General features: G+C 69.7%; 21 protein-coding genes and 1 pseudogene. 15 read left to right on the plus strand and 7 right to left on the minus strand.

What is annotated here, in order from left to right:
- Together A9W96_RS28865 and A9W96_RS28870 are read right to left on the minus strand one after the other, a co-directional pair.
- A partial coding sequence (locus A9W96_RS28865; RefSeq protein ID WP_067144585.1) for an L-fuculose-phosphate aldolase occupies nucleotides 1–600 on the minus strand: 600 nt, incomplete at its 3' end.
- Nucleotides 597–1,577: an NAD(P)-dependent oxidoreductase gene (locus tag A9W96_RS28870; protein WP_067144586.1), complete on the minus strand. Its 981-nt coding sequence runs from the start codon at nucleotides 1,575–1,577 to the stop codon at nucleotides 597–599. The genes A9W96_RS28870 and A9W96_RS28865, both read right to left, overlap by 4 nt.
- 30 nt (nucleotides 1,578–1,607) lie before the next feature.
- On the opposite strand from A9W96_RS28870, the gene A9W96_RS28875 reads away from it, so the two are divergent.
- Both A9W96_RS28875 and A9W96_RS28880 read left to right on the plus strand, forming a co-directional pair.
- Complete coding sequence (locus A9W96_RS28875) at nucleotides 1,608–2,978, plus strand: FGGY-family carbohydrate kinase (RefSeq protein WP_067144601.1); 1,371 nt, start codon at nucleotides 1,608–1,610, stop codon at nucleotides 2,976–2,978.
- 9 nt (nucleotides 2,979–2,987) lie between these two features.
- Nucleotides 2,988–3,656 carry a GNAT family N-acetyltransferase gene (locus tag A9W96_RS28880; RefSeq protein ID WP_067144587.1) on the plus strand — a complete coding sequence of 223 codons (669 nt, stop codon included), beginning with the start codon at nucleotides 2,988–2,990 and terminating at the stop codon, nucleotides 3,654–3,656.
- A gap of 3 nt (nucleotides 3,657–3,659) precedes the next feature.
- On the opposite strand, the gene A9W96_RS28885 is transcribed toward A9W96_RS28880, so the two are convergent.
- The 3 genes from A9W96_RS28885 to A9W96_RS28895 are packed head-to-tail and all read right to left on the minus strand — an operon-like array spanning nucleotide 3,660 to nucleotide 6,438.
- The gene (locus A9W96_RS28885) at nucleotides 3,660–4,592 is read right to left on the minus strand and encodes a class I SAM-dependent methyltransferase (RefSeq protein ID WP_067144588.1); all 933 of its coding nucleotides are present in this window, start codon (nucleotides 4,590–4,592) and stop codon (nucleotides 3,660–3,662) included.
- Nucleotides 4,589–5,521 carry a class I SAM-dependent methyltransferase gene (locus A9W96_RS28890; RefSeq protein ID WP_067144589.1) on the minus strand — a complete coding sequence of 311 codons (933 nt, stop codon included), beginning with the start codon at nucleotides 5,519–5,521 and terminating at the stop codon, nucleotides 4,589–4,591. The genes A9W96_RS28885 and A9W96_RS28890 overlap by 4 nt, the downstream gene beginning before the upstream one ends.
- A gap of 2 nt (nucleotides 5,522–5,523) precedes the next feature.
- Entirely contained in the window at nucleotides 5,524–6,438 is a 915-nt protein-coding gene (locus tag A9W96_RS28895; RefSeq protein WP_067144590.1) for a class I SAM-dependent methyltransferase, read from the minus strand.
- Between the two features lie 290 nt (nucleotides 6,439–6,728).
- Between A9W96_RS28895 and secY the strand changes: the two genes are divergently transcribed.
- The 8 genes from secY to A9W96_RS28935 are packed head-to-tail and all read left to right on the plus strand — an operon-like array spanning nucleotide 6,729 to nucleotide 13,176.
- Nucleotides 6,729–8,054, plus strand: a complete 1,326-nt coding sequence (gene secY, locus A9W96_RS28900; RefSeq protein ID WP_066869463.1) for a preprotein translocase subunit SecY — start codon at nucleotides 6,729–6,731, stop codon at nucleotides 8,052–8,054.
- Nucleotides 8,051–8,596: an adenylate kinase gene (locus A9W96_RS28905; protein ID WP_066869466.1), complete on the plus strand. Its 546-nt coding sequence runs from the start codon at nucleotides 8,051–8,053 to the stop codon at nucleotides 8,594–8,596. Before secY ends, A9W96_RS28905 begins: the two co-directional genes overlap by 4 nt.
- A gap of 2 nt (nucleotides 8,597–8,598) precedes the next feature.
- Nucleotides 8,599–9,402 (plus strand): type I methionyl aminopeptidase, encoded by an 804-nt coding sequence (map, locus tag A9W96_RS28910; RefSeq protein WP_066869469.1) that lies wholly within the window; start codon nucleotides 8,599–8,601, stop codon nucleotides 9,400–9,402.
- Between the two features lie 39 nt (nucleotides 9,403–9,441).
- Nucleotides 9,442–9,987: a sigma-70 family RNA polymerase sigma factor gene (locus A9W96_RS28915; RefSeq protein ID WP_082972677.1), complete on the plus strand. Its 546-nt coding sequence runs from the start codon at nucleotides 9,442–9,444 to the stop codon at nucleotides 9,985–9,987.
- A gap of 30 nt (nucleotides 9,988–10,017) precedes the next feature.
- Nucleotides 10,018–10,737 (plus strand): anti-sigma factor, encoded by a 720-nt coding sequence (locus tag A9W96_RS28920; RefSeq protein ID WP_067144591.1) that lies wholly within the window; start codon nucleotides 10,018–10,020, stop codon nucleotides 10,735–10,737.
- A gap of 8 nt (nucleotides 10,738–10,745) precedes the next feature.
- Nucleotides 10,746–11,963, plus strand: coding sequence for an NAD(P)/FAD-dependent oxidoreductase (locus A9W96_RS28925; RefSeq protein WP_067144592.1), 1,218 nt, complete (start codon nucleotides 10,746–10,748; stop codon nucleotides 11,961–11,963).
- 23 nt (nucleotides 11,964–11,986) lie between these two features.
- Nucleotides 11,987–12,553, plus strand: a complete 567-nt coding sequence (locus A9W96_RS28930; protein WP_066882268.1) for a DUF4389 domain-containing protein — start codon at nucleotides 11,987–11,989, stop codon at nucleotides 12,551–12,553.
- Nucleotides 12,550–13,176, plus strand: coding sequence for a class I SAM-dependent methyltransferase (locus A9W96_RS28935; RefSeq protein WP_067144593.1), 627 nt, complete (start codon nucleotides 12,550–12,552; stop codon nucleotides 13,174–13,176). Before A9W96_RS28930 ends, A9W96_RS28935 begins: the two co-directional genes overlap by 4 nt.
- On the opposite strand, the gene A9W96_RS28940 is transcribed toward A9W96_RS28935, so the two are convergent.
- Nucleotides 13,163–15,667 carry an FtsX-like permease family protein gene (locus A9W96_RS28940; RefSeq protein WP_067144594.1) on the minus strand — a complete coding sequence of 835 codons (2,505 nt, stop codon included), beginning with the start codon at nucleotides 15,665–15,667 and terminating at the stop codon, nucleotides 13,163–13,165. The genes A9W96_RS28935 and A9W96_RS28940 overlap by 14 nt on opposite strands.
- Nucleotides 15,664–16,359, minus strand: a complete 696-nt coding sequence (locus A9W96_RS28945; protein WP_066860475.1) for an ABC transporter ATP-binding protein — start codon at nucleotides 16,357–16,359, stop codon at nucleotides 15,664–15,666. Before A9W96_RS28945 ends, A9W96_RS28940 begins: the two co-directional genes overlap by 4 nt.
- Before the next feature lie 80 nt (nucleotides 16,360–16,439).
- Here A9W96_RS28945 and A9W96_RS28950 point away from each other — a divergent pair, with 80 nt between their 5' ends.
- The 5 genes and pseudogenes from A9W96_RS28950 to A9W96_RS31085 form a co-directional block, all read left to right on the plus strand.
- Nucleotides 16,440–18,182 carry a thiamine pyrophosphate-binding protein gene (locus tag A9W96_RS28950; protein WP_231999953.1) on the plus strand — a complete coding sequence of 581 codons (1,743 nt, stop codon included), beginning with the start codon at nucleotides 16,440–16,442 and terminating at the stop codon, nucleotides 18,180–18,182.
- Entirely contained in the window at nucleotides 18,163–18,810 is a 648-nt protein-coding gene (locus A9W96_RS28955; RefSeq protein WP_066860469.1) for a hypothetical protein, read from the plus strand. Before A9W96_RS28950 ends, A9W96_RS28955 begins: the two co-directional genes overlap by 20 nt.
- A gap of 7 nt (nucleotides 18,811–18,817) precedes the next feature.
- Nucleotides 18,818–19,837 (plus strand): 3-oxoacyl-ACP synthase III family protein, encoded by a 1,020-nt coding sequence (locus A9W96_RS28960; protein WP_067144598.1) that lies wholly within the window; start codon nucleotides 18,818–18,820, stop codon nucleotides 19,835–19,837.
- The gene (locus A9W96_RS28965) at nucleotides 19,837–20,898 is read left to right on the plus strand and encodes a histidinol-phosphate transaminase (protein ID WP_067144600.1); all 1,062 of its coding nucleotides are present in this window, start codon (nucleotides 19,837–19,839) and stop codon (nucleotides 20,896–20,898) included. The genes A9W96_RS28960 and A9W96_RS28965 overlap by 1 nt, the downstream gene beginning before the upstream one ends.
- 8 nt (nucleotides 20,899–20,906) lie before the next feature.
- Nucleotides 20,907–21,006, plus strand: a pseudogene (locus tag A9W96_RS31085) (MarR family transcriptional regulator); the annotation flags it as partial.

Genomic DNA, 21,006 nt, shown 5'->3' on the forward strand with positions numbered 1-21,006 from the left:
CTCGGGGATGGGCACCGGCCCGCCGAGAGCCCTTGCACCCCAGACGATTTGAGCGGTCCGCTCGACCAGCGCGGTGATATGCAACACCTTGTCGGGCCGCGGTCCCACCGCCACCAGGCCGTGGTTGGCGATCAGCGCGGCGCCGCGGCCCTCGAGCGCCTTCACCGCGTTGGCGCCGACGTCGGGCGTGCCGGAGGCGGCGTAGTCGGTGCACCGGACGTCGCCGCCGCAATAGACCGCGAACTCGTCGATGCAGGCCGGGATCGGTTCGTGGGCGATGGCGAACATGGTGGCCCACACCGGATGGCTGTGAATGACGCTGCCGATGTCGTCGAACGCCCGATAACACGCCAGGTGCAGCTGCATCTCCGATGACGGCGCGCGGCCCTGCGCCGCCTGCAACACCGAGCCGTCGGCGTCGACGAGCACCAGGTCGTCGAGCTGCATGTCGCGGTAGTCGACCGACGACGGGGTGATGACGATGTGGCCGTCGGCGCGGCGCGCGGAGATGTTGCCGGCAGTCCCCTCGACCAGACCGCGGCGCAGCATGTCCTTGGCGGCGTCCAGCACCGCGGTTTCCGGGTTGTCCACGAACTTCATGGCCCTAACACCTCCGGGTTGACGATATGCGCGGGCGCGTTGCCGGCCAACAGCGCTTGCAGGTCGTCGGCCACCATCTGCGCCTGCCGCGCCTCGGTGTCGAAGGTGGCGCCCCCGATGTGCGGGGTCAGCACCACGTTTCCCATGCCCACCAGCGGGTGATCGGCCGGCAGCCACTCGCCGGCGAAGTGGTCGAGCCCCGCGGCGCCCACCTTGCCCGCGGTCAGGGCGTCCACCAGCGCATCGGTGTCGTGCAACTGGGCCCGGGCGGTGTTGAGGAAGACCACGCCGTCGCGCATGGCCGCGAACTCCCGCGCGCCGATCATGCCGGCCGTGTCGTCGGTGACCGGGGCGTGCATCGAGACCACGTCGGCCTCGGCCAGCAACTCGTCGAGGCTGTGCCGGGCGTCGGGGTTGTAGGGGTCGTGGGCGATGACGCGTAGGCCCAGCCCGGACAGCCGCCACCGCGTAGCGCGGCCGACCGCGCCGAGGCCCACCAGCCCCGCGGTGAGCCCGGCGATCTCGGCGGCGCGGAAGCGTTGATACGGGATGCTGCCGTCGCGAAAGATGTTGCCGCTGCGCACATCCGCGTCCGCGGTCAGCACGTGCCGGGTGGCGGCAAGCAGCAGGGCCACCGTCATCTCGGCGACGGCATCGGCGTTGCGGGCCGGCGTGTTCAGCACCGGGATGCCGGCCGCGGTGGCCCCGGCGACGTCGACGTTGTTGGGGTCGCCACGGGTGGACGCGATCACCCGCACGCCCGCGTCGAACACCGGGCCGCGCACCGAATCGCTTTCCACCACCACGATTTCGGCGCCCTCGCCGGTGATCCGATCGGCCAGCTGCTCGGCGCTGTAGATGCGCAGCGGGGTCTGCTCGATCCAGGGGTCGTAGACGACGTCGGCCAACTCCCGCAGTGTGGCGAAGCCCGGCCCACGCATCGGGGCGGTCACCAAGGCGCGCGGTTTGGACGTCACGAGTGCCAATGCTGGCGTACGGTGACGCCCGTGTCACGCAAAGACGTCACAATCGGCATCGACGTCGGCAGCACCGCGGTCAAGGCCATCGCCGCCGACCCCGACGGCAACGTGACGGCGCGCGTGCGCATCCCGCACGAGCTGCGGGTGCCCGAACCCGACCGGCTGGAGCACGACGCCGTGGCGGCGTGGCGGCGTGGGCCGTCGGCGGCGCTGGACCAACTGGTCGGGCAACCCGGAATCGCGGCGGTGGCCGTCTCGGCGATGGTGCCGTCGATGACCGCCGTCGACGACACCGGCACACCGATCACGCCGGGACTGCTCTACGGCGACGCGCGGGGCCGCACGCCCGGCGGCCCGGGCCCACAAGCGCCGCCGCTGCCCGCACTGGGCGAGGCCGCCGAGTTCTTGCGCTGGACGGCCGCCCACGCGCCGGGCGCCGCCGGCTACTGGCCCGCGCCGGCGGTGGCCAACCACGCGCTGTCGGGCCAGGCGGTCATCGACATCGCCACCGCCGCCACGGCGTTTCCCTTGTTCGACGGGACCGGCTGGAACCCCGAGGCATGCGCCGAGCGGGGCGCGCAGGTCTCGCAGCTGCCCCGGGTGGAAAGCATGGGGGCCGTCGTCGGGCAGGTCAACGGCAGCGAGGCCGCGCTGGCCACCGGCGCCATCGACGCGTTGTGCGAACAGATCGTCGCCGGTGCCGACCACGACGGCGACGTGCTGGTGATGTGCGGGACCACGCTGATCGTCTGGACGACGATCGCCGAGGCCCGCCAGATGCCCGGCCTGTGGACCATTCCGCACACCACGCCCGGCAAGAGCCAGATCGGCGGGGCCAGCAACGCCGGCGGGCTGTTCCTGTGCTGGGTGGATCGCGTTGTGGCACCGGCGGATCCGACGGCCGTGGAGCCCGGGCGGGTGCCGGTGTGGTCGCCCTATTTGCGGGGCGAGCGCACCCCGTTCCACGACCCGGACCGCCGGGGCGTGCTCGAGGCCCTGGATCTGACCCACGACGCCGCCGCGCTGCGGCGGGCCGCCTACGAGGCATCCGGCTTCGTGGTCCGCCAGCTCATCGAACTGTCCGGGACGCCGGTGTCACGCATCGTGGCCACCGGCGGCGGCACCCGGGTGGGGCCGTGGCTGCAAGCCATCGCCGACGCCACCGGGCGCCCGGTCGAGGTGTCCGGGGTGGCGGAGGGGGCCGCGCTGGGAGCGGCCTTCCTGGCGCGCATGGCGGCCGGCCTCGAGACGACCATCGCCGATGCCGCCCGATGGGTGCGCACCGAGCGCATCGTGGAGCCCGACCCCGCCTGGGCGAGCGCGGTCGGGGATCGTTACCAGCGCTTCCTGGAGTTGGGGAACCGCAGATGTAGCGCGGTGGTGCCACCGGCGATCTAGGCTGGTGCAATGACCGACCAGGACCGCAAAGCCGCCCGCCGCGAAATCGCCGACGCACTGTTGAAAGCCCTTGAACGACGGCACGAAGTACTCGACCTGATTGTGGAGGCGGGCAACAAATCGGAGGCGATCGACGCCATCGCCGGTTTGCTCGATACCTCGCGGACGGGCGCCGAAGCGGTATTCGGCTTGTCCTTCGACCGACTCACGAAGGATTCGCGAAAGACGATCCAGACCGAACTCGAGGACCTGAACAAGCAGCTGAGCTTCACCCTGGGCGAGCGTCCCGCGAGTTCGGGGGACACCCTCGAGCTGCGGCCGTTCTCCGCGAGCGAGGACCGCGACATCTTCCGCGTCCGCACCGAGGACATGGGTGGCGTGTCGGGCGACGGATCCGGCGGGCAGGCGGGCAACCTCGACGACGAGATCAGCGCCGCGCTGGGCCGGGTCGACGACGAGGAGGCCGCCTGGTTCGTGGCCATCGACCACGGCGAAAAGGTCGGCATGGTGTTCGGCGAGCTGGTCCGCGGCGAGGTCGACGTGCGGATCTGGATCCACCCCGATCACCGCAAGCGGGGTTACGGCACCGCCGCGCTGCGCAAGTCGCGCTCGGAGATGGCCTGGTGTTTCCCGGCCGTGCCGATGGTCGTGCGGGCGCCGGCGGCCAACCCCCACTGACCGTCAGGGCAGTACGGCGTCGACCGCGATGCTGTGCCGCAGCGACTCCAGGCTGTCGCCCGGTGGAAGGGGCAGCCCCGCCTCGGCGAACATGTCGGCGCGGGTGCGGGTCGACACTTGCCAGCCCAGGGCGCTCAGATACTGCGCTGCAGGCGTGCGCGCGCCGCGGTAGACCAGCGTCGACACGTCGACATCGAAGCCGAATTGCCCCCACCGCCTGGTCATCGCCTTGGCGCGCCTTTCCAGCAGCTCCGAGGTGCCGCCGTCGTGGTACTCGGTCGCCAGCCGGCTGCCCGGCGCGCTGAGCGTGGTGATCACGTCGAACAGGCTGTCCTGCGCCTGCGGCGGCAGATACATCAACAGACCCTCGGCGCTCCAGGCGCTGGGCCGCGACTCGTCGAAACCCTTGTCCCGCAGGGCGCCACGCCAGTCCTCGCGCAGGTCGACCGACACCGTGCGCAGCTGCGCGGTGGGCTTGGCCCCCAACGTGCCCAGCGTCGTGGACTTGAACTCGATGACGGCGGGCTGGTCGACCTCGTACACCACGGTGCCCGCCGGCCAGGCCAGGCGATAGGGGCGTGAGTCCAGGCCGGAGGCCACGATGACGACCTGGCGGATGCCGGAAGCGGTTGCGTCGGTGAAGAAGTCGTCGAAGTAGCGGGTGCGCACGGCCATCATGTTGGTCATCCGCTGCAGGTTGAATTCCGCGTCCGGGTCGGCGTCGGCATCGAGACCGCCGGTCTCATCGGTGATTTCGCCGTCGAGCACCCGGATGAAGAACTCGGCGCCCACCGCGCGGACCAGCGGGTCGGCGAACGGATCGTCGATCAGCGCGTCGGCCCGCTTACCGGCCAGCGCCCGGCAAGCGGCGACCCAGGTCGCCGTGGCGCCCACGCTCGAGGCCAGGTCCCAGGTGTCTCGATCGGTGCGGGTCACGACGCCTCCTCGGACAGGGTCGCGGTGACGTATCGGATGTCGGCGAAGGCCGCCATCGACGGCTGCTCGGGAAATTCGAAACCGTTGGCGGCATACAGTTCCGGGGTGCTGTGCACCGACGAGCGCCAGCCCCGCTCGGACAGGTAGGTCACGACGTCGTTGCGTTCGCCGGGGTACACCAGATCCGCCCAGTTGAGGTCCAGCCCCATCCGGCGCCAGCGCTCGCTGATCTCGCGGCCCCGCTTTTCGATGCGCCCGCGCATGTCGGGCACGTAGCCGGTGCCGATCCGGCTGCCGGGGGCGGACAGCGCGGTGATGCTGTCGAACAGGCGGTCCTGTGCCTCCGGCGGCAGATAACCCAGCAGGCCTTCGGCGCTCCACGCCGTGGGCGCGGCCGCATCAAATCCACCGCCGCGCAATGCGGCCGGCCAATCGTCGCGCAGGTCCACGCCCACCGCCCGCCGCTCGGCGCTCGGGGTTGCACCCAGGTCCGCCAGCGTGCGGGTCTTGAACTCGATCACCCGCGGCTGGTCGATCTCGTAGACCACGGTGCCGGGCGGCCAGGCCAGCCGGTAGGCCCGGGTGTCCAGTCCCGAGGCCAGGATGACGGCCTGGCGGATACCGGAGTCGGCGGCCCCCAGAAAGAACGAGTCGAAGAACCGGGTGCGGACCGCCATGCCCTCACCGAGCCGCCGCGCGGTGAACGCCGGATCATCCTCGGGGGTCTCGATGTCTCCATCCATCATCCGGATGAAGGCCTCGACGCCGACGGCGCGCACCAACGGCTCGGCGAAGGGATCGTCGATCAGCGGGTTGGGACCCTTGGATGCCAGCGCCCGCCGGGCGGCCACCGCGGTGGCGGTGGCTCCCACGCTGGACGCCAGATCCCAGCTGTCGCCGTCCGATCGCTTGCTGTCGGTCTCCGGCATGGCTAACGCAGGGTGGCGGTCACCGCGACGATGTTGCGGAACTGCGCCATCGCCTCGTCGTCGCGGAATTGCACGCCGTATTCACCGAACAGTTCGCGGCGCGGCCGGGCGGCCACCTCCCAGCCCTTACCGGTGAGGTAGTCGACGACGTTGCTGCGCTCGCCGTCGAAGAACAGCCCCGACAGGTCGATGTCGCAGCCGACTTTGGCCCACCTGTCGTTGAACTCCTGGGCGCGTTGCGACATCGTCGTGCCGGCGGTGTCGGGGTGATACTCGGTGGCCAGCCTGCTGCCGGGGGCGCTGAGCTCGGTGATGTTGTCGAAGAGCCGGTCCTGGGCGTCCGGCGGCAGGTACATCAGCAGTCCCTCGGCGCTCCACGACGTCGGCTGGGTCACGTCGAAGCCGCTGTCGCGCAACGCGGCCGGCCAGTCCTCGCGCAGATCGATGCTGACCGTGCGCCGCTCCGCGGCCGGGGCGGCACCCAGGTGCGACATCGTCGTGCTCTTGAACTCGACGACGGCGGGCTGATCGACCTCGTAGACCACGCTGCCGGCCGGCCAGCTCAACCGGTAGGCGCGGGAATCGAGGCCGGCGGCCAGGATCACCGCCTGGCGGACCCCGTCGCGGGCGGCGTCCAGGAAGAAGTCGTCGAAGAAGCGGGTGCGCACGGCGATCGAGTCGGTCTCCAGCCCCAGGTCCTTGCCGCTGCCCTGGTAGCCCTCGGATTCGGTGACCTCACCGTCGACCAGGCGCCGGAAGAAATCGAGGCCGACCGCGCGCACCAGGGGTGCGGCGAAGGGGTCGTTGATGATCGGATTGGAACCCTCGCTGGCCAGCGCGCGGGCCGCGGCGACCATGGTGGCCGTGGCGCCGACGCTCGAGGCCAAGTCCCAGCTGTCTTGGTCAGTGCGTGTCATGCTGCTCCCAAGTTATTTAGCAAATGCAACGAGTCAGGGGAACTCTACGCCTCGCGGCTTACGGCTTGCTGTGTTTTTCTCCCGTGGGGCGGCGGCGACGCAAACGCCCGGTTAACCGCGCCGCGGGCGGTCTCACAGAGGGGCGCAGTAAAGGCCCTGACCAGAGCTGCCCGTACCAGCTGTTAGTCTCGTACACGGTTTGACGCGCTGTAGATTAGTCGGCCGTACGTCCTGGCCTGCGGGTGTTGGGCGCGTGATGCAGGAAACCCCCGGCTGCGCAGGAGGAAGAGTTGCTTTCCGCTTTCATCTCATCGCTGCGGACAGTCGACCTGAGACGGAAGATCCTCTTCACGCTTGGCATCGTCGTCTTGTATCGGGTCGGCGCCGCGTTACCGTCCCCTGGCGTCAACTACCCGAACGTCCAGCAGTGCATCAAAGAGGCCAGCGGTGGCGCGGCCGGACAGATCTACTCGCTGATCAACCTGTTCTCCGGTGGTGCCCTGCTCAAACTCACCGTGTTCGCGGTGGGGGTGATGCCCTACATCACGGCCAGCATCATCGTGCAGCTGCTCACGGTCGTCATCCCGCGGTTCGAGGAACTGCGCAAGGAAGGCCAATCGGGCCAGGCCAAGATGACGCAGTACACCCGCTACCTGGCCATCGCGCTGGCCATCCTGCAGGCCACCAGCATCGTGGCCCTGGCCGCCAACGGCGGGCTGCTGCAGGGCTGCTCGCTGGACATCATCGCCGACCAGAGCATCTTCACGCTGGTGGTCATCGTGCTGGTGATGACGTCCGGCGCGGCGCTGGTGATGTGGATGGGTGAGCTGATCACCGAGCGCGGCATCGGCAACGGCATGTCGCTGCTGATCTTCGTCGGGATCGCGGCCCGCATCCCCGCCGAGGGCAAGACGATCCTGGACAGCCGCGGCGGGATGATCTTCGCCGCCGTCCTGGTCGCCGCGCTGGTCATCATCGTCGGCGTCGTGTTCGTCGAGCAGGGCCAGCGCCGGATCCCGGTCCAGTACGCCAAGCGGATGGTCGGCCGGCGCATGTACGGCGGAACCTCCACGTATCTGCCGCTCAAGGTCAACCAGGCCGGTGTTATCCCGGTCATCTTCGCGTCCTCGCTGATCTACATTCCGCACCTGATCACCCAACTGATCCGCAGCGGCAGCGGCGGCGTGGGCAACAGCTGGTGGGACAAGTTCGTCGGCAGCTACCTGTCGGACCCCAGCGATCCGGTGTACATCGCCATCTACTTCGGCCTCATCATCTTCTTCACGTACTTCTACGTGTCGATCACGTTCAATCCCGACGAGCGTGCCGACGAGATGAAGAAGTTCGGCGGGTTCATCCCCGGCATCCGGCCGGGCAAGCCGACCGCCGACTACCTGCGTTTCGTGCTGAGCCGGATCACCCTGCCGGGCTCGATCTACCTCGGCGCGATCTCGGTGCTGCCCAACTTGTTCTTGCAGATCGGCAATGGCGGAGCGGTTCAGAATCTGCCGTTCGGCGGTACCGCGGTGTTGATCATGATCGGCGTGGGCTTGGATACGGTCAAGCAGATCGAGAGTCAGCTCATGCAGCGCAACTATGAAGGGTTCCTGAAGTGAGAGTCGTTTTGCTGGGACCGCCGGGGGCGGGCAAGGGAACGCAGGCCCAGAAGCTCTCCGAAAAGCTGGGAATCCCGCACATCTCCACCGGTGAGCTGTTCCGCAGCAACATCGAGAACGGAACCAAGCTGGGCCTGGAGGCCAAGCGCTACCTGGACGCCGGCGACCTGGTGCCCTCCGAGCTGACCAACCAGCTCGTCGACGACCGCCTGAGCGATGCCGACGCGGCCAACGGCTTCATCCTGGACGGCTTCCCGCGGTCGACCGGACAGGCCAAAGCCCTGCACGACATGCTGGGGCGCCGGGGCACCGACATCGACGCGGTGCTGGAATTCCGGGTGTCCCAGGAGGAGCTGCTGGAGCGGCTCAAAGCGCGGGGCCGCGCCGACGACACCGACGACATCATCCTGAACCGGATGAAGGTCTACCGCGACGAGACGGCACCGCTGCTGGAGTACTACAGCGACCAGCTCAAGACGGTCGACGCCGTCGGCACTATGGACGAAGTGTTCGCCCGCGCGTTGCAGGCGCTGGGCAAGTAGGGATGAACCCGCTGGCGCGGCTGCGGAGCCGCAAGGTGGTGCCGCAGCGCAGCGCCGGTGAGCTCGACGCCATGGCGGCGGCGGGCGCGGTGGTCGCGGCGGCGCTGCAGGCGGTGCGGGCGGCCGCGATCGCCGGGGTGTCGACGCTGAGCCTGGACGAGATCGCCGAGTCGGTGATCCGCGACGCCGGCGCGGTGCCGTCGTTCCTGGGCTATCACGGTTATCCCGCGTCGATCTGTTCGTCGGTCAACGAGCGGGTCGTCCACGGCATACCGTCGGCCGCCGAGATCCTGGCGTCCGGCGACCTGGTGTCCATCGACTGCGGCGCGGTGCTCGACGGCTGGCACGGCGACGCCGCGATCACCTTCGGGGTCGGGACGCTGGACGCCGCCGACGAAGCGCTGTCGCAGGCGACCCGGGAATCGCTGGAGGCCGGGATCGCGGCGATGGTGCCCGGTAACCGGCTGACCGACGTGTCGCACGCCATCGAGATGGGCACCCGCGACGCGGAGGCCCGCCATTCGCGCGCCTTCGGGATCGTCGAGGGTTACGGCGGGCACGGCATCGGCCGGCAGATGCACATGGATCCGTTTTTGCCCAACGAGGGTTCGCCCGGGCGCGGCCCCCTGCTGGCCGCCGGGTCGGTGCTGGCCATCGAACCCATGCTGACGCTGGGCACCGGCAAGACGGTGGTGCTGGACGACCAGTGGACGGTCACCACCACCGACGGCTCGCGCGCGGCACACTGGGAGCACACCGTCGCGGTCACCGACGCGGGGCCGCGCATCCTGACGCTGGTGAACTAAACCTCAGCTCCGCTCGTTTCCCGGGCAGGAGGTGATCGAGTGGCTCGTGTGGCTGGCACGGGGAGGGCTTCCGGGGCTGCCGAGGCCGCTCTGATGAAGGCGCTCTATGACGAACACGCCGCGGTGCTGTGGCGTTATGCGCTGCGGCTGACGGGGGACGCGAGCCAGTCCGAGGATGTGGTCCAGGAGACGTTGCTGCGCGCATGGCAGCATCCCGAGGTCGTCGGGGACACCGAGCGCTCGGCGCGGGCGTGGCTGTTCACGGTGGCCCGCAACATGATCATTGACGACCGGCGCAGCGCGCGGTTTCGCAACGTCGTCGGTTCCACAGACGTATCGGGTGCGCCCGAACAGTCCACGCCGGATGAGGTCAATGCGGCGCTGGACCGGTTGCTGATAGCGGACGGGATGGCCCAGTTGTCCGCCGAGCACCGAGCAGTGATCGAACGGTCCTACTACCGCGGATGGACCACCACGCAGATCGCTGCGGACCTCGGCATCGCCGAGGGAACAGTGAAGTCGCGACTACACTATGCCGTGCGGGCGTTGCGACTCACTCTGCAGGAACTTGGGGTCACCCGATGAGGGGCTCCGAATGCTTGAGGGGTGACGGAGATGGATGAAATGAGGACGCCGGTGCAGGATGTCGGCCCTCCCGAAGACCGCTACGCGATGTGGGATGCCGCATACGTGTTGGGATCTTTGTCGGCCGCGGAACGCCGCGAATTCGAGACGCACATGGCGCGCTGCCCGGCTTGCCGGGAGGCCGTCGCCGATCTCAGTGGAGTGCCGGCCCTGCTCTCACAGCTTGACCGTGCCGAGGTGGCCGCGATCGACCAATCCGGTCCGGCCCCGGAGATGTCTCCACAGTTGCTGCCGTCCCTGCTGGCGACGGTTCGTTGGCGCCGGCGCCGCACCCGGGTGGTGACCTGGGTGGCGTCGGCGGCCGCGGCCGCGGTGCTGGCGATCGGGGTGTTCGTCGGCCTCGAGGGGTGGTCGTCGACTCCGTCCCAGCAGGTGACCGCGTCGTCGGAGCCGATGGCGCAGGTGAGCACCACCCTGCTGACGTCGACGGTCGCCGTCAGCAGCCAGCACTGGGGGACCTCCATCAACCTGCGCTGCGTGTGCCTGGCGCCGCTCAACGCGCACCACGACACGCTCGCCATGGTTGTGGTGGGCCGCGACGGCAGCCAGACGCGGTTGGCGACGTGGGTGGCCGTGCCCGGCCACACCGCGACACCCGCGGGTGCCATCTCGACCCCGATCGACCAGATCGCCGCCGTGCAGGTGGTTGCCGCCGACAGCGGCCAAGTGCTCCTGCAACGCTCGCTATAGAGGATCGCGTGTTCGGCGACGCGCGTTCGCTCCGGGTGCTCGTCGTGGGCGCCGGTGTCGCCGGCATCTCCGTCGCCCGGGGCCTGCTCCGCGACGGGCATGACGTCACCGTCTTCGAGCAGCGGCCCGATGTGCGGGCGGCCGGCGGCGCGGTGACGATCTGGTCCCACGGCGAGACGGTCCTCAACCAGCTGGGTGTCGACATGGACGGCGCCGGCCGGCCCTTGGCCACCGTGCGGGCGGTGACGCCCACGGGCCGCAGGGTCGGAACCCTCGACGTGACCGCGATGGTGCGGCGACTGGGTGCGCCCATCCGGATGGTTCCGCGCCGCGTTCTGCTGGATCGGCTTCTCGAGGGGTTCCCGGCCGAGCGCATCCGGTGCGGCTCCCGGGTGATCGGGTTGGCAAGCACGGGTGACGGGGTCAGCGTCGAGTTCGACGACGGCACGGTGGCCGAGGGGGACGTGCTGATCGGTGCCGACGGCCTGCACTCGCGGGTGCGCGATCACGTTGGCGCCCAAGGCGCGTCGCCCACCGGTTGGTGCAGCTGGCAGGGGCTGGCCACGCTTCCGGAGATCGCGGATTGCGATGCCGCGCTGATGATTATCGGCGGGCACGGCAACCTCGGCCTGTGGCCGGCCGGGGGCTGCGACGTGCAGTGGTGGTTCGACCTGCCGTGGTCGCCCGACTTCGTCCGGCCGCAGCGGCCGATCGAGATGATGCGCTCGCACTTTTGCGGATGGTCGGACTCGGTCGATCGGGTGCTCGCCACCTTGACCGACGACGATTTGGCCCGCTCGCCGTTCCCGCATTTCCGCCATCCGATCCCGCGCGCGGGCCAAGGCCCGGTGACCCTGCTCGGCGACGCCGCGCACACGATGCCGCCCACCCTGGCTCAGGGCACCAACCAGGCGTTGCTCGACACCATGGTGCTGTGCGGGGCACTGGCGGGCGTGCGTCGTGCGACAAACGTTCGCGGCGAAGATGTTTCGCGTGCGTTGCGGTCCTACGAGAAGACCCGGCGCCGGCGGGTCATGGCCGTGTCGTGGGCGGCGTCGTTGCCGGTGTCGCACGGTGAGCGCGTGCTCAGACCGGCCGCCCTGATCTCGGACCGGCTGCAGACCTCGGCGCTGACGACGTTTCTGCGCTTGACGAGCCATCGCCGGATGTCCGCTCAAATCAGCCGAAACTTGGGGGTAGTGGCGAAGATCCCGTCGAGCCCGTGAACGAACCGGCCGAATCCGTAAGGGTGCGAGGCGATTTCGACTTGCCCTCGCGCTGGCTCTGGCTGTTGAAGTGGTGCGTGCTGGCCCTGCCGCACTACCCGATCCTGATCCTGCTCTACCTGGTGTATCCGCTCTCGACCGTGGCCGCGGGCGTGGTGATCCTGTGCACCGGGCGGTATCCGCGGCCGCTCTTCGAGTTCAACGTCGGGGTGCTGCGCTGGTCGTGGCGCGTGATGAACTACCGATTCCCGATGAACAGCACGGACAAGTACCCGCCGTTCACCCTTGCGTCCCGGCCCGACTACCCCGGAGACCTTACCGTCGACTACCCGGACCGGCTGAAAAACTGGGCGGTGCTGGTGAAGTGGCTGCTGGCGATCCCGCAGGTCCTGCTGTGCTGGTCGATGGAGGCGCCGCTACAGGTGCTCTGCGTCATCTCCGCGGTGGCGCTGTTGTGCACCGGAACCATCCCGCAGGGCATGTTCGATCTGCTGATGGGCATGGTGCGCTGGCGCTACCGGGTGGCGGTGTACGTGTCGTTGATGCGCGACGAATATCCGCCGTTCCGAATGGATCTGGGCGGCCGATGACGCTCCGGCAATTCCTGTTCCTGCATGTGTACCGGTTCGGCCAGCCGGTTTTCGACCGGTTGTTCTACCACCGGTATCGGCGGGCCGCCCTGAGCAACGCGACCGGCCGGCTGTTGATGCTCGGCCTGGGGCCGGGAACAGACCTGAAGTTTCTGCCCGCGGCGGTGACGTCGGTCGCCGCGGTGGAACCCGAGGCGACGTTTCGGCGGATGGCCAGGCGGCTCGCGCAACGCCGTGGCATCGCGGTGGACATCGTCGAGGGCGTCGGTGAAGCGATTCCGTTCCCGGACAACGCTTTCGATTCCGTCCATATCGGGCTGGTGTTGTGCTCGGTCGACGACGTGGCCGCGACCCTGCGCGAGATCCGGCGGGTCCTCGTCCCCGGGGGCCGGCTCGTCGTCCTCGAGCACGTGCGCGGAGACGGAGCGACGGGACGGTTCCAGGACCTGATCGCCCGGCCCTGGTCGTGGCTGGCGGGCGGTTGCGAGCCGAACCGGCGAACCCGCGACGCGATCGCCGCGGCCGGATTCGACACCACCGCGCTGCGCAGCGTTCCGCGAACGCCGGTGCCCTTCCCGTGCAAACCCCATCTGCAGGGATTCGCCATCCTCACTCGACGCTGACCGCCTCGATGATGGACAGGTGCGCCGCACGCCGTGCCGGTGGCACCGAGCCGAGCAGGCTGATCGCGAGCGCACCGAGCGTGAAGGCCAGCGCGAGCGGACTCAGCCGAAAGCCGACCTCGAAGTTCATGATGTCCCGGCTGATGCGGCTGAACAGCCACTGGTCGGTCAGTCCGAGCGCAAGCCCCAAAACGCCCCCCACCACACCGATTCCGGCCGCCTCGGCCAGGACCATCCGCAAGGTGAATCGCCGACTGGAACCCATTGCCCGCAGCACGCCGATCTCGCGGCGGCGTTCGATCACCGACAGCGTCAACGTGTTGAGCAGTGCGACCGCGGCCACCGTCACGACGATGATCCACACCGCGTTGGCGATGAACATGCTCTGATGCAGGGGGGCCTGCAGCCCCGCCAGCGCCGCGGCACCGTCGTACACGTGGTTCGGCGCGGGCACCGCCGCGCGGACCGCGGCCACCAGGCGTTGCCGGTTCACCTTCGGCGCGGCGACGACCTGCAGCGTCGTCGCCGCCGGGCGATCGAACCACGCCCGCAGGTGATCCAGGTCGATCCCGACCGTGCCGATGACCGTCGAGAAGAACGGCACCAGGGCCAGCACGGTCGCCTCCCGTGCGCCGTGCGGCGTCTGCAGCCGCAGGGGCTCACCGGCCCGCAGGTGCAGGATCGCGCCCAGATTCTGGGTGAGCACCACGCCCCGGCCGGCGAGCACCTCGGAGCGCACTCGTTCGTCGAGCGCTCCGAACAGCGCATCGTTGCTGCCGGTGGCGAACCCGTCGAGCAGCACCCGGGTGCCGCCGACGTCGGCGAATCCGAACGCGCCCTCGGTCACTCGCGCCACCCCCGGAAGCGCGGCGATCTTGCCGGAAAGGCCTTGTGGCAGAGCGTCGGTGGGGTAACTGTCCGGGGGATCTGCGCTCACCCAGACGTCGGTGTCGGCGACCGGCGCGAAGATGCTACGGGCCGACCGGATCATGTCGGAGTTCGTACCGGTGATCACGACGGTGGTGAGCACCCCGATGAGCACGGTCATCACCGTCGCCCACACGCGCCGCGGCGCGCGTTGGATCGTCGCCGCCGCGAGCGCCCCGAACGATCCGAACGTGCGCGCCGTCGCCGCCGCGGCGTTGACGATGGGCCTGGTGAGCGCGAAGCCCAGGGCGATCTGCGCGCCCAACAGGGCGGCCATCGCGACGACGGCGTAGCTGCCGCGCTGGCCGGTGACGAGCACCGCAGCCACCGCGATCACCGCAACGGCGCCGACCCCACAGGCGACGCGCAACCACCGTGGCACGACGTCGGCCGCCGAGGCGCCGACCGGGGCCAGCGCCTCGATGGGCGAAACCTTGTACACCTGGCGCGCCGCCATCGCCGAGGCCGCCACGCTGGTGAGCACCGTCACCGCGAGCGCCAGCGGTAGCGCATAGCCGGGCAGCCAGTACTCGACGCGGGCTTCGAGCCCTTGCGTCACCGCCGGGGGCAACCGGCGAATCGCGATGTGGGCCGCCACAATTCCCAACGCGGACCCGACGGCCCCGCCGATCAGGCCGAGAACCGCGGCCTCCGCGAGCATGTCGCCGACGATGGCGACGCGCCGGCCGCCGATGGCGCGCAGCATCGAGATGACCGGCCGGCGCTGGGTGATCGCCATCGTCATCGTGGTGTAGATCAAAAACGCGCCGACCACCAACGCCACCGCGGCGCCCAGCAGGGCCATGTAGTTCATCAGCTTGACCCCGTCACCGGCGCGGGCCGCCCGGAAGCTGGGGGCCGCCACGATCGCGCGACCGTTCACCGCGCCGGTGACCGCGGCGCGAACGGCTCCGAGGTCGGCGCCGGGCTTGGTGGTGATCAGTATCGAGTCGAGTTGGCCGGTGCGGCCGGCGGCGTGCTGCGCCAAGGCGAGTGGGGCGAGCACGTAGTGCCCGCCGTTGAGGTTCGCGTATTGCTTGCCCGCGAGCACGTCGGTCACCGTGACCGAGGCCGAACCCAGTTGGAACGCCTGGCCTTTCGCGTAGCCGACCCGCGGCCCGACCTGAACACCGGACGGCGTCGCGGACAGCGCCTGCACGGGTCGGGACACCGCGTCTGTCAACGCCCCGCCCAGGGCGGCGGTGCTCGCATCGGCGCCCAGCAGCAGCACGGGCCCCGACGGCGTGGTCGCCGACGTTCGAATCATCGGCGCCGCGGTCGCCACGCCCGGGACCGCGGCCACCTCGGCCAGGATCGAGTCGGGGAATCCGGCGTCGGTGATGCCCGACACCTCGAGCGCCGCGACGCCCGCGATCCCGTCGGCCAGCCGGCTCACCGACCCGGTGATCGACCCGAAGATGCCGAATACCGCCACCAAATACGCTGCCGATACCGCCATTACGGAGATCGACGCGACCGTGCGGCGCCTGTGTACGGTGAGCTCGCGCAGGCTGAAGACCCGCAGCCTGCTCGCCGTGGCCGTGATCGCCGATCCGGGTTTCACCCGGCGCCCGCCAGCACGTCGGAGCCGACCCGACCGTCCTGCAGGGTGATCACCCGGTCGGTGGCCGCGGCCGCGTCGGCGTTGTGGGTCACCATCACCACCAGCCGGCCCGCAGCGTCCTCGTGCGCCACCTCGGCCAACAGCGCCAAAATGGACGCCCCCGTGGCGGAGTCCAGGTTTCCGGTGGGCTCGTCGGCGAGAATCAGCGGCGGGTTCATCATCAACGCGCGCGCCACCGCGACCCGTTGCATCTGACCGCCGGATAGTTCGGCCGGGCGGTGCCCGGTCCGGTCGCCGAGCCCGACGCGATCCAGCAGCCGGATCGCCTCCGGTTTGGCGGCGCCCAGCCGGACCCCGTCGAGCAGCTTGGGAATGGCCACGTTCTCCCACGCCGACAGCGTCGGCAACAGGTTGAAGAACTGAAAGATGAAGCCCACCCGGTGATGGCGAAACCGCGACTGCTGCTCGTCGCCGAGTCGCCCGATCTCTTCGCCGTCGAACGCGATCGTTCCCGAATCGGGGGAATCCAGGGCCCCGAGCAGGTGCAGCAGCGTGCTTTTCCCGGCCCCCGAGGGCCCGACGACCGACACGAACTGCCCGTCCGCCAGCCACAGGCTGACCTCGTCGAGCGCCCGCACCGTCTGACCGCCGACCCGGTACTCGCGCACCACGTTGCGCAGTTCGATGGTCATCTCAACACCACGATGGGGACCGGTGAACGGTTCATGGACGAGCAATGAACCGACCGAGTGCCTACCTCGTTCCTTCAGGCATGCCCGGCAGGTACCGGGTGGCCGACCACATCGTCGGGCACCTCGCGGCAATCGGAGTCGACCACCTCTTCGGTGTGGACGGCGCCAACATCGAGGACGTGTACGACGCCGCGCACTTCCGCCCCGGCATCGACGCCGTGCTGGCCAAGCACGAGTTCTCGGCGGCCACCATGGCCGACGGGTACAGCCGCAGCGGCGCCGGGCTGGGCGTGGTGGCCGCGACCTCGGGTGGCGCAGCGCTGAACCTGGTTGCCGGGCTGGGCGAGTCGCTGGCCAGCCGGGTGCCGGTGCTGGCGTTGGTCGGCCAGCCCGCCGCCGCGATGGACGGTCAGGGCAGCTTCCAGGACACCAGTGGCGTCAACGGGTCGCCGAACGCCGAGGCGTTGTTCTCGGCGGTGTCGCTGTTCTGCCGCCGGCTGCGTACGCCCGCCGACATCGTCGCGCTGCTGCCCCGGGCGATCGCCGCGGCACGTTGCGGCGGCCCGGCGGTTCTGTTGCTGCCCAAGGATATTCAGCAGGCGACCCTGGACTGCGCGCAGAATGGGCGGCCGGTCGAGGGCCCGCGTCCCATCGGCAATCCGGACTCGATCGCCGAAATGCTGCGCGGCGCCAGCGGCCCGGTGACCATCATCGTCGGCGAGCAGGTCGCCCGCGACGACGCCCGCGCCGAGCTCGAAGCCCTGCGGGCGGTGCTGCGGGCGCGGGTGGCCACCGTGCCCGACGCCAAAGACGTCGCCGGCACACCCGGCCTCGGATCGTCGTCCGCGCTCGGGGTGACCGGCGTCATGGGCCACCCGGGTGTGGCTGAAGCGGTGGCCGGCAGCGCCGTGTGCCTGGTCGTGGGCACGCGCCTGTCGGTCACCGCGCGCACCGGGCTGGACGACGCTCTGGCGGCGGTGCCGACGGTCTCGCTCGGGTCGGCGCCGCCCTATGTGGCATGCCCGCACGTGCACACCGACGACCTGCGCGGCTCGCTGCGCATGCTGACCCAGGCGCTGTCCGGTCCGGGACGGCCCGCCAAGGTGCGGGTGCCGGGCCCGCTGCGGCCCACCGAGCTGACGCCGCCGCCCTGCGCGGGGCCGGGCCTGCGGTACCGCGACGCCATGGCGGTGCTGGACCGCGTCCTGCCCGACGGGGCCGACGTCGTGGTCGACGCCGGCAACACCGGCGCCGCCGCGATTCACTACCTGCCGGCACGCCGCGGCGGCAGGTTCGCCGTCGCGCTCGGCATGGGCGGCATGGGCTACAGCTTCGGGGCCGGGATCGGAATGTCGTTCGGCCGCAACAACAGTGGCCGGCCCGGCGGCCATACCGTCGTGATCGCCGGTGACGGCGCATTCTTCATGCACGGCATGGAAGTGCACACCGCCGTGCAATATCGATTACCGATGACCTTCGTCCTGTTCAACAACAACGCGCACGCCATGTGCGTGACCCGTGAGCAGTTGTTCTATGACGACCTGTACAGCTACAACCGTTTTCGTCCCAGCCGGCTGGGGGCCGGGCTGGCGGCGATGTTCCCGGGCTTGACGTCGGTGGACGTCAACGACGTCGATGGATTCGCGGTGGCCATGGGCGCCGCGCTCGGCATCGACGGTCCGGCGGTGGTCAGCGTCGAGTGCGACGCCGACGAGATCCCGCCGTTTGCGCCGTTTCTCGCGGCTACGCACGTCAAACGCGCTGCCGCGGAGCACATTTCGCGTGTTAAGGAGAACCAGACCAATGTCGCTGCCAGCGCTTGAGGATATCCCCGACCTGATCGATGGCGTCACCCGCATCGAAACCAGCCCCAGGGAGAAGGCCACGCCGATCATCATGGACATGATGCGGTCGGTATACCCGCACGATGAGGTCTTCGGACAGTATTGCACCGTCAACGATTACATCGACTGCCCACCCGACGAGCTGTACGAGTACATGGCCGACACCCGCAGTCTGGAGGAGTGGACCTACAGCCTGCGCGGCTTCACACCCACGGACGAACCCGGGCTGTGGCTGGCCCACGACCGGCTGGGCTCGGAAACCAAGATCTACACCCGCACCGTCGCCAACGCGCAGGCCCGGACCGTGGATTACCACTGCGCCTGGGACCAGGGCAAGCACCTGTGGATGATCTACCTGATGCGCGTCGTCGACGCGGCGACGGTCCTCGACAAGCCGGGATCGGTTGTGCTGTGGACGAATTGCCACCACCCATTCTATGATCACAACCCGTATCCCGAGACCGCGCCCGCCCAGCGCCCGGTGTGGGTCGGCGACTTCTGGGACATGTTCGGCGCCGGCCATCTGCTGGAGCTGCGCAACCTCAAGGCGATCGCCGAGTACCGCCACCGCAACGGGCTGCCGGTGACGCCCGTCTGGATGAGGTGAGCGGGCCATGGGTGGCCCAAGCGTCAGCCTGATCGACGTCTCCACGTACCTGCCGGGTGAGCCGATCCCCGCCGACTATTACGCGCAATTCGCCGAATCCGACGACCTGCGCGACAACGTGATGTTCCGCGCGCCGAAGTTCCGCCATCACGTCGCCGCGGACGAGAGTTCCATCGACATGATCGAACGCGCTGCCCAGGGCCTGATCGACCGGCACGGCCACGACGCCGTCGCAGGCGCCGACGTGCTGATCACCCACACCCAGGTGCCCGACATGGCGTTCTACGGCCAGGGCGGTGGCATCGCGCACCGGCTGGGCATGCGACCGTCCTGGGTGCTCGACCTGAACAACGGCGGCTGCGCCGCATTCGTGTTGGCGCTCAACGTGGCTCGCAAACTGCTGGCCGCGGGCGAAGGGCACACCGCGCTGATCGCGATCGCGCAAAACGCGGCCGGCCAGTTCTTCGATCAGCCGACGATTCGCCGCAAGGCGCAGTCCGCGGTGCCCGGCGACGGCGCCGCGGTGGGGCTGGTCACGGTGGGCGGCCACTCACCCATCCTGGACATCGAGTGCCGCACCTACGGCGAGTACGCGGGCGAAATGACGCTGTCCTACGACCCGCCCCGCAAGTGGTGGCAGGCCGGTCCCGGCGAGGGCAGCATCGGTTTCACCGAAAGCAAGATCACCAAGGTGCTGGCCCGCGGCAACCGGCAGGTCCCCGAGGTGGCGCTGGCGGTGTGCGATCGAATCGGCCTGGCCGCCAAGGACATCGACCTGCTGGTCACCAACCAGCCCAATCGGGCGTTCCTGCGCAACTGGCGTGACGCGCTCGAGGTGCCGAAATCAAGACACGGTGACACATTCGACGAGTGCGGCAACCTGTTCGGCGCCGGCATCCCGATCAACCTGGACCGCGCCGTCTCCGGTGGTCAGCTCGCGGCCGGGGACGTGGTGATGATGGCGGCGTTCGCGCATGCCGGCGACTTCGCCGGCGCGGCCGCGGTGCGCTGGGGTGGTCGAGGCTGATGCACGCGGTGCCGGGCCTGATGGACGGCGAGATCCGCGAAGCGCTGCCCAACGCGGTGGATCCGTTTGCCTTGTCGCTCAACGAGAATCCGTTTCCCCCGCTACCGGCGGTCCGTGCCGCGCTGATCCGGTCCGTTCGCGCGGCGAACCGGTATCCGGAGTTCCTGCCGGAACGGCTGCGCGACGTGATCGCCGCGCACATCGGTGTGCCCGCCGACCGGGTGGTGCTGGGTGCGGGGGCGACCGGCGTCGTGCTGCAGGCGCTGCGCGCGCTGACGTCGCCGGGTGACACGATGGCGATGGCATCGCCGACGTTCGACGGCTATCCGATCGTCGCGCAGATGGCGCGGCTCAATCCGTCACTCGTGCCGCTGGACGAGCGCGGCCACAACGACCTCGACGCGCTGGCCGACGCGGCCGCGCTGGCCCGGGTGGTGGTGGTGTGCCGGCCGCACAACCCGACCGGCACCATCGAGCCCAGGGCCGCCGTTTTCCGGTTTCTCCGCCGGGTGCCGCGCGACACCGTGGTGCTGCTCGACGAGGCCTATATCGAGTTCACCGCCGTCGAGCACCGTTTCGACGTGGCGGCGTTGGTCGCGCGTTTCCCCCACGTGGTGGTGGTGCGGACGTTCTCCAAGGCCTACGGGCTGGCGGGGCTGCGGATCGGCTACGGGGTGGCGTCGACGGAGCTGGCCCGGACGCTGTGGTCCCAGCAGCTGCCGTTCGGCATCGCGATCACCAGCTTGCTCGCGGTCGCGGCGTCGTATCACGCGGAAGACGAACTGCTGCGCCGGATCCGGTTGATCACCGCCGAACGCCGCCATCTGCGGAACCGCCTGAGCGCGATGGGGATCCACACCACCGACGCGCACGCGAATTTCATGTATCTGCCGGCCGGCGACGGGCGGTATCGGTCGTGGCGTGAGGTTTTCGGCGACAGCGGGCCGCGGGTGCGGTACTACGCGGACGGCGGCGCGCGGATCACCGTGGGCAGCCGAGCGTCGACGACGGCGGTGCTCTCGGCGTTGGGAAAGGCCACACCCGGGCGCCAAGTGCGGTAAGAAGGGGCGTGGCGCAATCACAACCGGAAAAGCGTGATCCGATCGCCGCGGCGCGGGCCAACTGGGAGCGCGCCGGGTGGGGCGACGTGGCACCGGGCATGGTGGCCG

Origin of the sequence: Mycobacterium sp. 1245852.3 (genome assembly GCF_001669335.1) — a bacterium.
In the GTDB taxonomy this organism is placed as follows: domain Bacteria; phylum Actinomycetota; class Actinomycetes; order Mycobacteriales; family Mycobacteriaceae; genus Mycobacterium; species Mycobacterium europaeum_A.

What these genes read in the sequence shown, in the direction of transcription:
- A9W96_RS28945 (WP_066860475.1), bottom strand. Translation starts at nt 16,359, where the DNA reads ATGACCATCGAACTGCGCAACGTGGTGCGCGAGTACCGGGTCGGCGGT.
- A9W96_RS28895 (WP_067144590.1), bottom strand. Translation starts at nt 6,438, where the DNA reads ATGACACGCACTGACCAAGACAGCTGGGACTTGGCCTCGAGCGTCGGC.
- A9W96_RS28960 (WP_067144598.1), top strand. Translation starts at nt 18,818, where the DNA reads ATGGGTGGCCCAAGCGTCAGCCTGATCGACGTCTCCACGTACCTGCCG.
- A9W96_RS28935 (WP_067144593.1), top strand. Translation starts at nt 12,550, where the DNA reads ATGACGCTCCGGCAATTCCTGTTCCTGCATGTGTACCGGTTCGGCCAG.
- A9W96_RS28890 (WP_067144589.1), bottom strand. Translation starts at nt 5,521, where the DNA reads ATGCCGGAGACCGACAGCAAGCGATCGGACGGCGACAGCTGGGATCTG.
- A9W96_RS28950 (WP_231999953.1), top strand. Translation starts at nt 16,440, where the DNA reads ATGCCCGGCAGGTACCGGGTGGCCGACCACATCGTCGGGCACCTCGCG.
- A9W96_RS28965 (WP_067144600.1), top strand. Translation starts at nt 19,837, where the DNA reads ATGCACGCGGTGCCGGGCCTGATGGACGGCGAGATCCGCGAAGCGCTG.
- A9W96_RS28955 (WP_066860469.1), top strand. Translation starts at nt 18,163, where the DNA reads ATGTCGCTGCCAGCGCTTGAGGATATCCCCGACCTGATCGATGGCGTC.
- A9W96_RS28880 (WP_067144587.1), top strand. Translation starts at nt 2,988, where the DNA reads ATGACCGACCAGGACCGCAAAGCCGCCCGCCGCGAAATCGCCGACGCA.
- map (WP_066869469.1), top strand. Translation starts at nt 8,599, where the DNA reads ATGAACCCGCTGGCGCGGCTGCGGAGCCGCAAGGTGGTGCCGCAGCGC.
- A9W96_RS28920 (WP_067144591.1), top strand. Translation starts at nt 10,018, where the DNA reads ATGGATGAAATGAGGACGCCGGTGCAGGATGTCGGCCCTCCCGAAGAC.